This window comes from Nocardia sp. NPDC019219 (genome assembly GCF_040632645.1).
In the GTDB taxonomy this organism is placed as follows: domain Bacteria; phylum Actinomycetota; class Actinomycetes; order Mycobacteriales; family Mycobacteriaceae; genus Nocardia; species Nocardia sputorum.
In genome coordinates this window covers 474269-486225 of sequence record NZ_JBEYCG010000003.1, presented here as the reverse complement: position 1 = coordinate 486225, position 11957 = coordinate 474269, and the positions used below count along the sequence as shown (strand labels likewise).

Sequence of the window (11957 nt, the reverse complement as noted above, 5' to 3'; positions counted from 1 at the left end):
AGCCCCACCCCACCACCACGCCTCAGCGCAACGCCCTCGCGGGCCCCCCCCCACCCCCCCCCCCCCCCCCTTCTCGCTATGGCTAGTCGTTCTGGAAGTAGCTCAGCAACCGCAGGATCTCGACGTACAGCCAGACCAGGGTGACGGTGAGGCCGAGGGCGACGCCCCAGGCCGCCCGCTCCGGAGCCTGCGCCCGGATCAGCTGATCGGCGGCGTCGAAGTCGAGCAGGAAGCTGAACGCGGCGATGGCGATGACCACCAGACTGAACACGATCGCCAGCGGGCCGCCGTCGCGCAGGCCGAGGCCGCCGTCGATGAAGAAGCTCGCGACCAGGTTGCCCAGCATCAGCACCAGGATGCCGATCATGGCGCCGACGATGATCCTGGTGAAGCGCGGCGTCACCCGGATGGCGCCGGTCTTGTAGACCACCAGCATGCCCGCGAAGACACCGAAGGTGCCGAGCACCGCCTGACCGATCAGGGCGCTACCGCCGACCCCGCCGAACTCGACGTTGGTGAACATGAACGACAGCGCACCCAGGAACAAGCCCTCTGCAACGGCGTAGGACAACACGAGCACCGGGTTGTCCATCTTGTTCGCGAAGGTCGCGACCAGCACCAGCACCAGGCCGACCAAGCCGCCGACGATCACGAACAGCGGCGCGAGCGAGGTGTTCGCGTTGGTGAGGCCGTAGGAGACGATCGCGGACAGGGCCAGCACCGCCAGGGTGATGCCCGTCTTGGTCACCACGTCGTCGATGGTCATCGAGCGCGTGGTGGGGGGAGCCTGCTGGTAGGGCTGCGGGTACTGGCCCTGGCCCTGCGGGTACTGGCCGTACTGGTTGCCGAACTGTCCCGCGGAGGTCACGCCGGAACCGAAGCTGGCGTATCCACCGCCCTCCTGCCTGGGCAGGTTCCTGAAAACCGGATTGCTCGTGGTACGCATGAACGGCGTCCCTTTCTGGAGTCGTTGCCGCTGTTCATCGAGTTCCTTCACTCGATATCCAACTGCCCTGTCCAACGTTTGTCATCCGTCGCGAGTTCCCGGGGAGTCTCTCGGAGCCGGACAATTCGGACTCTACCGCTGCCGCGGGTCGTGCAAGCCACGCACCGAACGAGTCACGGTGAATTTCCGGTTGCGGCCCATCACCTCGGTCCGGCCCACCATCCGTTCGACCACGGCCCGATAGTTCAGATGTGAGTTGTACACCGTCCACAGCTCGCCGCCCGGGCGCAGCACCCGCCCGGTCTCGGCGAACATCTTGATCGCCGATCCGGTGTGCACGGCCGCGCCGACGTGGAACGGCGGATTGCACAGCACGAGGTCGGCGCTGTTGTCCGCGGCCGAGGACATGGCGTCGTCGCGTACCACGCACACCCGGTCGGCGACCCCGTTCGCCTCGGTGGTGGCTCGCGCCGACGCGACCGCCGCGGCGGATTGATCGGTGGCGATCACCTTGATGCCCGGCCGCGCCGTCGCCAGCGCCACGGCCAGGATGCCGGTGCCGCAGCCGAGATCGATGGCGTCGCGCGCGTCCGGCTTCATCAGTCTCAGGTGCTCGAGCAGGAATCTGGTGCCGATGTCCAGGCGGGCACCGGAGAACGCCGCACCGTGCGCGACCACCTCGAAACCGAGTTCGTCCAGCCGCTCGCGCACCGGAAACGCCTGTTCGGCCACGGGTTTGGGTCCGGCGACCAGCAGCGTCCGCGACTTCTGCCTGCCGCGGCTGGCGCGCACCTCGGAGAACGACTGCGCGAGAACCTCGTTCATCGACTTGGTCAGATACTTGTCTCGCCCGCCCGCGTACACCTCGACCGCCGGATCCGCGTAGCGGGCGATGGCGTCGGCCACCTCGGCCAGCCCGGCGAGTACACGGGGCAGGCGAAGCAGGACCACCTGGGCATCGCGCAGCAACCCTGGACCGAGGGGATGCGCCGTGTAGCGATCCGACAGTCCCGCCGCACGCGCGTTGTTGGCGAGTGCGAGTTCGCCGGTGAGCAGGTCTTGATGTACCCGGACGTCGCGCAGATCGTGCCCCGCGATGGCGCCGAGGGTCAGCGCACCATAGGCGTCACCGATAACGGCTACTTTGCCGCTATCGACGGTCGACAGGGCGTCGGCCGCGACGTCGAGGATCAGCCGATCGGCGGCGTCCACCGCGTAGAGGTTCAGCGCCTCCACGTCCGGGTACCGCCGCAGCCGGCTCAGTACGTCCTCGACATCTCCCACACCTCAAGTGTGCTAGATCGTTGCCGTAAGGCCGCGCCCACCCCGGCCAATCGATCGTGTCGCGTTCCCGGCATGGCGGCTTGCGCGCTGAACCGCGTCAGGACAGGGCTTTTGGCCGGAACTTCGAGCAGCAGTCGGGAGGCGACGAGTTCGAGCGCACGAGCCCGGCAGCCGGAAAGCGCGAGCGCTCGCACGGCGCCGGGTGTGCGACGGGGCACGGTGACGGCGCCGGGTGGTCGTCAGTTCCAAGCGGGAGCACCGCTGACTCGAAGAGATGAACGGCAGTCCGAGTGTGCCGTACCAGCCCCGAAGTGCGATCGCTACGCGAAGCGGAGAATGCGGTCCACCCGAAAGATCCTGCGCCGACATCGGTTACCGCAGCCGCAGCGCACGATGGACGCCGATTGCCCGGCTCGATGAGAGGACGATCGGGCTCCGACACTCGCTGCACACGTCAGGCCAGGGTCCTTACGCACCGAATACAAGCTAGGGCAATCGGATAGCAATCAGACCTGCCGGACCGGCGGACCGGCAGGCTCCGCGATCGCCCGCACACGTGCGCACGTCATCGACCGGCCCGGGGCGAATCAGCCGCAACGCGCTCCGGTTACGCCATTCGACGCGTTCCGCTGAGTAGCATCAGCCCATGCGCAACAGGATGGTGTTCCTGGCCGCGGCCGCTACGGCACTGCTCACGGGCTGCGGTGACGGCGGGGCGGGGCCGGGCCTCCCGGTCGCCTCGACGACCCGGACATCCGCCGCGGCGGCGCAGGCCCCGGTCCCGGGCGACGCCGCGCCGAAGCAGGGCCAGCCCTCCGGTGACGCGGCGCTCACGGTGACCGACGTTCGCCTGGGGCGTCAAGCCGGTTTCGATCGCGTGGTCTACGAACTCGGCGGCGTCGGCACGCCCGGCTGGGTCGTCCGGTACACCGACCGCGCCGTGCAGGACGGCAGTGGCAACCCGGTGGACGTGGCGGGCCGGTCGATCCTGGAAGTGCGGATTCTCGGCTCCGCCTATCCGTTCGACAGTGGCGTGACACCGTACGCGGGCCCCGACCCGGCGGTGAATCCGGACGTCCCCGGCATCGCGGGTGTCTATCGGACGACCGTGTACGAGGGCGTCACGCAGTCGTTCATCGGCGTGCAGGCCGACCGGCCCGCTTTCACCGTCACCGCGCTGGCCAACCCCACCCGGCTGGTCGTGGACATCACCAGCCCGTAGATACGGGTACCCCGTATGCCGCGAACCACCGGCTAGACTCGGTACTCGTGGTCGATCACCGCAGACTCCGCGCCGCCGGGCCGTCCCGGCTGCTCGGGCTGCTGACGCTCCTGCTCGGGGTCGTCGCCATGCATTCGGTGATCTTCGGAGCCTCGGAACACGTCCATATCGCCGGTGCGCACGTCGCCGCGACGCTCGTCCCCGCGGCCGACAACCCTGGGGCGGCTGCCGCTCCTCGCCACGCCACCGGTCACGAGGCGACCAGCTCGCACCATGCGACATCGCCACGCCCGTCGAGCGGCCACGATCGACTTCGGTCGCAGGACCCCGCTCACCTTGCGGACGGTGATTTCCTCCGCGCGGCGCATACACCGGTAGTCGCGCCCGGCGATTTCTTCGCCGGGCGAGCGATCGCGGCTGTAGACACGGCCGCGCACGCCGAAATCGGGCGAGCGCTCGCCGCCACCGCAGCGCGGACCGGAACCCCGCCAGCACTCGCCGCCACCGCATCACACAGCGGAACCGCACCAGTCCTCGTCGCGACGAAGCTTCCCCACTGCGCGGGCGGCGGGTGCGACGGGGGTCACGACATGCGGCACGGCTGCGTTTTCATCCTGGTCGCTTTGCTCATGCTGGGCGCGTTGGTGCTGCTGTACCGGATGGCGGTCGATCGCCCCGGCGCCGGTGCGGCACGGCCGCGGCACTGGCGGGCACGGCGGGAACGACCACCGCCGTGGACCGTGCTCACCTTGGCCGAACTGGCGATTCTGCGGATCTGACAGGTCCGCCGCGGCCGTGTGTCCGAACCACGGTCGCGGCCTCGTCGACTCCGATCCCCAGACTTCGCCCTTCGCAAGGAGCACCCATGTTCATCACTCGTACCCGCTCGGTCCTCGTCCTCGCCGCGGTCGCCGCGGTGGGTCTCGCCGGATGCGGCGACGCCGATACCGGGCACACCACCGAGCACGGCACTTCGGCAACCACCTCGGCGAGCACGAGCGCACCGGCGCGCGCCGAGTACGACGACGCCGACGTGACATTCCTGCAGATGATGTATCCGCATCACGCCCAGGCCGTCGATATGGCGCGGTTGGTGCCGAGCCACACCGACAACCAGCAGTTGCGGGCGCTCGCGACGCAGGTCGAGCAAGCCCAGGCCCCGGAGATGCAGCAGATCACCGCCCTCTTGCAGAGCTTCGGCAAGCCCGCGCCCACCACGAGCGAGGGACACGGCGGCCACGGCATGATGTCCGCCGAACAGATGGCGGCGCTGCGGGCAGCCTCCGGTCCCGATTTCGACCGTCAGTGGCTGACCATGATGATCGAGCACCACCAGGGCGCGATCACCATGGCCGAAACGGAGCTGGCCGACGGCCGGAACGCCGACGCCAAGGCGCTGGCCCAGGCGATCATCGCCGCCCAGCGGGTCGAGATCGAGCAGATGCGGACCATGCTCGGCCAGAGCTGAACCCGGTGACCGCGCCGATATCGGTTGACCATCGATATCGGCGCGGGCGCGCGTGTCCCGCCCGCACGACGTACGGTCGGATCGTCCGGCACTGTCCATCTGTCCCGGCCGGACGTCCGAGGGGAGTGAGGGACCGACCATGCGACGATTCGAACGCGCGGGCCTGCTCGCGGCCGCGGTGGCCGTCACGGCGGGCGTGCTGCTCATCGGCGCCTGCGCACAGCAAGTCTCCGGTACGGCGGAGGTGAACCGGACCGACCTGGCCGCGTACGCCTCCGAGGTCACCTCCTCCTCGGCCGCCGCCTCGTCGTCGCGGGCCGCCGCCGTCGAACGCGCGACCGGCTCGGCCTGTGACGCCTTCCTGGCCGCGAACGGGAGCTCGGTACGGGCGTTCAACGACTACATCGATGCCAGCAACTCCAACGGGCGCGGAGATCCCGATACCGACAGCAAGGCCGACACCGCTGTCTCGACGCTGCGCAACAATGCGCGCTCGGTCGACCAGAACGTGACCAGAGACGTGCCGTCCGCGATCGCCACCCCGCTGCGCGCCTACCGCGACGACACCAACGCCCTGGCCGACACGCTGGCCCGCCGCGCGGACACCGACACTCTCAACACGGCGATCGACCGGTTCAACGCCACCAAGAACACCGCGCTGACGGCCTGCCACGGTCACGGCACACGTTGACCGGCACCTGTTCCGGCCGGTAACCGTCACCTGCGTGCTGGACGGCATCGCCGTGCACGCCGACGGGTGACCCGAGCGCGGAAGTGGGCGGCCTCCTTCTCATCGGTGAGGAATCGCCCTAGGCGGCTATAGCATCTGGCGCGTTTACTGCCACGCGGAACGGGACGAAGATATGACCAGCGGTATCCGGAATCCCCGTCCCCCCGCCCGGAACAGCCGACGCCGCAGGTCAACCGACTCGGCCACACCGACGTTCGCCGCGCTGCTGACCGCAGCGGCGGAGCACAATCCGGACGGCATCGCGGTGCTGTCCGACGACACCGAGATCACCTACCGCGACCTCGACGCCCAGTCGTCCCGCCTGGCTCGCACGCTGCTGGCGGCGGGCGCGGGGCCGGAATCGGCGGTAGCGGTGACACTGCCGCGTTCGCTCGATTCGGTGCTGGCGGTGTGGGCCATCGCGAAGACCGGCGCGGCGTTCGTCCCCATCGATCCGGCACTTCCGTTGTCCCGTATCCGATTCCAGGTATCCGACAGTGGCGTCGTGCTGGGCTTGACGCGCACCGAACATGCGACCGCGCTGCCCGCCGAGGTGCGCTGGCTCGCGTTGGACGATGCCGAGGTGGCCGCGCAGGTGGCGGCGAACCCAGCGAGTCCGATCGCGTATTTCGAACGCCCGGTACGGCTTCGGCCCGCCCACGCGGCCTACGTGATCTACACGTCCGGGTCGACCGGACGCCCGAAAGGCGTCACCGTCACCCACGCCGGGCTGGCCCCGCTGTGTGCCGAACTGGCCACCCGGCACGCGCTGGACAAGGACGCGCGGGTGCTGCACTTCGCGTCACCGAGTTTCGACGCCTCGATCCTGGAGTTGCTGCTCGCGATTTCCGCCGCCGCCACGCTGGTGATCGCCCCGCCGACCCTCTACGGCGGCGCCGCCCTGGTGGAACTGCTGGCGCGGCAGGCCATCACCCACGCCTTCCTCACCCCGTCCGCACTGGCCACCATCGAACCGGCCGGACTGCCCGCCCTGCGCTCTGTCATGGTCGGCGGCGAGCCCTGCGCACCGATGCTGCCACGGCACTGGGCGACCGGCGGGCGCCTGTTCCACAATGCCTACGGCCCGACCGAGTCCACCATCGTGGCGACGCTCAGCCCCGCGTTGGCACCGGACGCACCGGTCACCATCGGGTCGGCCGTGCCGGGGATGCGCTGCCAGGTGCTCGATCACCGGCTGCGGCCGGTCGGCGCCGGCGTCGTCGGCGAGCTGTACGTGTCGGGGCCCGGGGTGGCGAGGGGATATCACGGGCGACCCGATCTGACCGCGCAACGGTTCCTCGCCGACCCGTTCGGACCGCCCGGCTCCCGGATGTACCGCACCGGCGACCTCGTCCGCCGCACCACCACCGGCGCTCTCGACTATTTCGGCCGGGCCGACGACCAGGTCAAGGTCCGGGGCTTCCGGATCGAACTCGGCGAGATCGACGCGATCCTCTCGACTCGGCCCGGCGTCCGGCTGGCCGTGACCGTCGACCGCAAGACCGCCTCGGGCGAGACCACGCTGGCCGCGTTCGTCCAGCCCGAACCGGGACACGCTCCTGACACCTCGGCTCTGGCCGACGCGCTGGCCACACTGTTGCCGAAATACATGGTGCCGAACACGATCACGGTCGTGGACCGGATCCCGCGCACCCCGACGGGTAAGGCCGACCGGCCCGCGCTGCGCGTGCGTGCCCTCGACGAGCCGGACCATCGGCCCGCCGCCGACCTCGGCGAGGAAACGGTCGCCGAGGTGTTCGCACATGTGCTCGGCCGCGAGCGGTTCAGCGCCGACGCCGACTTCTTCGCGGCGGGCGGCAATTCGCTGCTGGCGACCCAGGTCGCCGCGCGCCTGAGCGAAACCTGGCGGCTGCGCATTCCGCCGCGGCTGGTGTTCGACCATCCGACGGTCACCACCTTGGCGAAGGCCGTTCGCTCGCAGCAGTTCGACACGGCCCGGCCGGTGCTGCGCGCGCAGGCCAGGCCGCAGCGCATCCCGCTGTCACCCGCCCAGCTGCGGTTCTGGCTGCGCAACCAGTTCGACACGACGTCCTCGGTGGACAACATCGGCTTCGCGCTACGGCTGTCGGAACTGGACGTCCCCGCCTTGCGCGCGGCGTTCGCCGACACCGTCGAACGGCACGAGGCGTTGCGCACGAAGTACCCGGCCGACGAGACCGGACCGCGGCAGCTGATCCTCGACACCGACGCTGTGGTGGACGATTTCGCGGTGGAGCAGCTGCCCGACGACGCGGTACCCGACCGGGTACGCGCGATCCTGCGGCACGGGTTCGACGTGTCGGCCGAAGTGCCGCTGCGCGTCCGGCTGCTGCACACCCCCACCGAATACGTCCTGGTCTGCGCTCTGCACCACATCTGCGCGGACGGGTCGTCGCTCGCGCCGCTGGCCCGCGACGTGGCCATGGCCTACGCCGCCCGGAGCGCGGGCGCCGCTCCGGCCTGGCAGCCGCCGGACGTGCAGTACGCCGACTACGCCCTGTGGCAGAAGGAATTGCTCGGTTCCCGCGACGACCCGGATTCTCTGCTGTCGCGACAACTGGCGTACTGGACCGCAGAGCTGGCCGGCCTGCCGGACGAACTCGATCTGCCCGCCGACCGGCCCCGCCCACCGGTGGCGACACTGCGCGGCTCGGCCACCCAGCGGTCGGTGCCCGCGACCCTGCACCAGGACCTGCTCACGCTCGCCCGCGCCCACCGGGCGACGCTGTTCATGGTGATGCGCTCGGCGCTCGCCGTGCTGCTGGCCCGCCTGTCCGGCGGCACCGACATCGCGATCGGCGTGCCGATGACCAATCGAGCCGAGCCCGCGCTCGCGGATGTCGTCGGCATGTTCGTCAATACGACCGTCTCCCGGACCAGGATCGAGCCCGCGGAGCGTTTCACCGCTCTGCTGCGCCGCACCAGGGAGCGGGACCTGGTCAACTTCGCGCACTCCGAGGTGCCCTTCGAGCATGTGGTCGACGCGGTCGATCCGACCCGCTCGCCCGGACGGCACCCGCTCTACCAGGTCGGCTTCGCGTTCCAGAACTTCACGCAGGCCACCCTCGAGCTGTCCGGGCCGAGCGTGTCGTTCCTCGACGTGGACGCCGACACGGCGAAGACCGACCTGCACATCGGTGTGGTGGACACCCGCGACGACGACGGCGAGCCCGGCGAGATCATCATCCGATTCGGTTACAGCACCGACTTGTTCGACGAGCACACCGTGCAGCGCTTCCTGGACGGCTACATCCGCATTCTGCGGCAGGTCGCGGCCGAGCCCGGCGCAGTCGTCGGGGACATCGACATCATGGACCCGGTCGAGCACAAGCGCATCCGGTCCTGGGGCGCCGGAGCCGAGTACGCCGTCCCGGCCGAGCCGCTCACCGCGGCGACGGCGCGGCATGCCGCGGCGACGCCGGACGCGATCGCCGTGGTGTGCGGGCCGGAGACGCTGACCTACGCGCACCTGTGCGAGCGCTCCGCGCGCCTGGCCCGCTGGCTGATCGAGCGGGGCGTGGGACCGGAGAGCGTCGTGGCGGTGGCGATGCGGCGGTCGATCCAGCAGGTCGTCGCGCTGCAGGCGATCGTGGCGGCGGGCGCGGCCTGGGTGCCGATCGATCCCGGCCATCCGGCCGAACGCATCCGGTACGTGCTCGAGTCGGCGTCGCCACGGTGTGTGCTGACCACCGCCGCGGACGACTTCACGGTCACCGAGGCGTACGACATCGATGCCCTGGATCTCGACCGCTTCGGCTGCGAACCCGTGCGCGACACCGAGCGCCGGGCGCGCTGGCACGCCGACCACCCCGCCTACCTCATCTACACCTCCGGCTCGACCGGTCGCCCCAAGGGCGTGGCGGTCAGCCATCGGGCGATCGTGCACCAGCTCGCCTGGATGCAGGCCGAGTACCGCGTCGACGCCACCGACGTCTATCTGCACAAGACCCCCGCGACCTTCGACGTGTCGCTGTGGGGCTACTTCCTGCCTTTGCGCGCGGGTGCACGGCTGGTGCTGGCCGGCCCGGAGGAGCATCGCGACCCGGCGGCACTGGGCCGACTGATCGCCGAGCATCGGGTGACCCTCACCGATTTCGTTCCCGCGATGCTCACCGTCTTCGCCCAGCACGCGACAAACGACGACTTGTCTTCGCTCCGAGACATTTTCGTCATCGGCGAGGCACTGCCCCCGGAGACCGCGCGGGCCTTCGCGAGTGTGAGCGGGGCCGGGTTGCACAACCTGTACGGACCCACCGAGGCCGCGGTGAGCATCACCCGGCACGCCGTCTCGGCAGCCGACCACACCGCCCCTACTGTCTCCATCGGTGTGCCGGAGTGGAATTCGCGGTGCCAGGTCCTGGACGGTCGTCTGCGGCCGGTTCCGGTGGGTGTGGCGGGCGAACTGTACCTGGGTGGCGTTCAGCTGGCCCGGGGTTATCACGGCGCATCCGGCCTGACCGCGGCCCGGTTCGTCGCCGATCCGTCGCATCCCGGCGAGCGGATGTACCGGACCGGTGACCTCGTGCGATGGAACCGCGGCGGCAACCTCGACTATCTGGGTCGCACCGACTTCCAGGTCAAGGTCCGCGGCCATCGCATCGAACTCGGTGAGATCGAAGCCGCACTGCTGGCCGATCCGGCGGTGGGCCGGGCCGCGGTGGCGGTCAAGGGCTCCGATGCCGGAGACCGGCTGGTCGGCTATGTGGTCGCCGCGCCGGGAGCCACGGTCGACCCGGACGCGGTGCGGCACTCGGTCGCTCGGGTGCTGCCCGGATACATGGTGCCGTCGGCGGTGCTGGCGCTGGACGCCTTCCCGGTGAACACCAGCGGGAAGCTCGACCGAGCCGCACTGCCCCAGCCGGTGTTCGCCGCACGCACCGAGGTGCGCCCCGGCACTCCGCTGGAGCGCGCGATCGCGGAGGTCTTCGCCGAGGTGCTCGCGGTGTCGCCGATCGGCGTCGGCGACGACTTCTTCGAGCTCGGCGGATCGTCGCTGCTCGCGTTCACGCTGCACCAGCGACTGTCGGACCGGCTGCGGCGCGACGTGCCGATGTCGGCGATCCTCGCGGCCCCGACCGTGGGCGGCCTCGCGGCGCGGTTGGCCGGCGAGTGCGCCCCCACCGCTCCCACGCCGGAACGCGACGCCGTGCTGGAGCCGGAGATCGGCATCGGCGGATGCCGGCCGGCGCACTCCGGGCCGCCGCAGGAGGTGCTGCTGACCGGCGCGACCGGCTTCCTCGGCGCCCACCTGCTGCAAGAATTGCTGGACCGCACCGACGCGCGAGTGTGGTGCGTGGTGCGCGCCGACGACGCCGAGGAAGGCATCGACCGGATCCTGGCCGCGCTGAGCCGCTACCGGCTCGCCGGGACGACCGCCGCGGAGCGGATCGTCGTCGTCGCGGGAGACCTCACCGCGCCGCGCCTCGGCCTCGGCCCCGCCGACTACGAGTGCTTGGCCGACAGCATCGACGTGATCTACCACAACGGCGCGCGCGTCAATCACGTCGACCCCTACGCCCGGCTCCGGCAGGCCAACGTCGAAGGCACGCGAGAACTGCTGCGGCTGGCGACCACTCGGCGAGTCAAGCCGTTCCACTTGGTCTCCACCATGGGTGCGGCCGTCGCCGCCGCGCCGAAGTCGCCGGTGGTCACCGAGGACGTCCGGCTGGGCGCCGATCAGGTGTCCGGCAACGGCTACCTCGCGTCCAAATGGGTCGCCGAGGAGCTGGTCCGGCAGGCCGGCGAGCGCGGCGTGCCCATCGCCATCTACCGCCCTGGCACCATCTGCGGGTGCCCCGAGGTCGGCGTGAACAGCCCGCAGGACTCGCTGTGGAACATGGTGCGAGCCGCCGCGATGCTCGGCATGGCGCCCGACGTCGGCGACGCGACCGTCTCCTTGGTTCCGGTGAGCTACGTGGCGGGCGCGATTGTGGAAATCTCCGTCCGCCCGCGCGCGCGAACCGTCTATCACCTGGTCAACCGAGCCCCGGTGGCGGTCGGCGAGATCCTCGCCAGTCTGCGAGCGCACGGGCTCCCGGTGGCGACGATGCCGGAGGACACCGTGCGTGCGGGCCTGGCCAGGGAAGCGCGGCGGCTCGACGCGCTCGGCGACGATTCGCTGGTGCGTGCGGCACTACTGAGTCATGACTTCGCCCGGCTCGCCGGTCATCTGGACTGGGGCGACGAGCATGCCCGCGCCGCGTTGGCGGGCACCGGGGTGGATTGCCCGCAGGTGGACCGCACGGTGGTGGACACCTTCGTGCGGGAGTTCATCGAGTCAGGTTTCCTGCCCGTGGACTGAGGATGC

Annotated in this window: 7 protein-coding genes; 5 read left to right on the top strand and 2 right to left on the bottom strand. The window is 70.3% G+C overall.

Features of this window, described 5'->3' with window-relative positions; translation table 11 throughout:
• Positions 1 to 82: 82 nt before the first annotated feature.
• Together ABZ552_RS09380 and ABZ552_RS09375 are read right to left on the bottom strand one after the other, a co-directional pair.
• On the bottom strand, positions 83 to 946 hold the full coding sequence (locus ABZ552_RS09380; RefSeq protein WP_281877616.1) for a Bax inhibitor-1/YccA family protein: 864 nt from the start codon (positions 944 to 946) through the stop codon (positions 83 to 85).
• Positions 947 to 1078: 132 nt separating this feature from the next.
• Positions 1079 to 2230, bottom strand: a complete 1152-nt coding sequence (locus ABZ552_RS09375; RefSeq protein WP_281877614.1) for a methyltransferase — start codon at positions 2228 to 2230, stop codon at positions 1079 to 1081.
• A gap of 646 nt (positions 2231 to 2876) precedes the next feature.
• Between ABZ552_RS09375 and ABZ552_RS09370 the strand changes: the two genes are divergently transcribed.
• The 5 genes from ABZ552_RS09370 to ABZ552_RS09350 all read left to right on the top strand — a co-directional run bounded on the left by ABZ552_RS09370 (position 2877) and on the right by ABZ552_RS09350 (position 11951).
• Positions 2877 to 3452, top strand: coding sequence for a hypothetical protein (locus ABZ552_RS09370; protein ID WP_281877613.1), 576 nt, complete (start codon positions 2877 to 2879; stop codon positions 3450 to 3452).
• Between the two features lie 47 nt (positions 3453 to 3499).
• Positions 3500 to 4231, top strand: coding sequence for a hypothetical protein (locus tag ABZ552_RS09365; protein ID WP_281877612.1), 732 nt, complete (start codon positions 3500 to 3502; stop codon positions 4229 to 4231).
• Between the two features lie 86 nt (positions 4232 to 4317).
• Positions 4318 to 4920: a DUF305 domain-containing protein gene (locus tag ABZ552_RS09360; RefSeq protein WP_281877611.1), complete on the top strand. Its 603-nt coding sequence runs from the start codon at positions 4318 to 4320 to the stop codon at positions 4918 to 4920.
• A gap of 139 nt (positions 4921 to 5059) precedes the next feature.
• Positions 5060 to 5611, top strand: coding sequence for a hypothetical protein (locus ABZ552_RS09355; RefSeq protein ID WP_281877610.1), 552 nt, complete (start codon positions 5060 to 5062; stop codon positions 5609 to 5611).
• 172 nt (positions 5612 to 5783) lie between these two features.
• A complete protein-coding gene (locus ABZ552_RS09350; RefSeq protein WP_357436344.1) occupies positions 5784 to 11951 on the top strand; it encodes an amino acid adenylation domain-containing protein in 6168 nt (2055 codons plus the stop codon).
• The last annotated feature ends 6 nt before the right edge of the window (positions 11952 to 11957 follow it).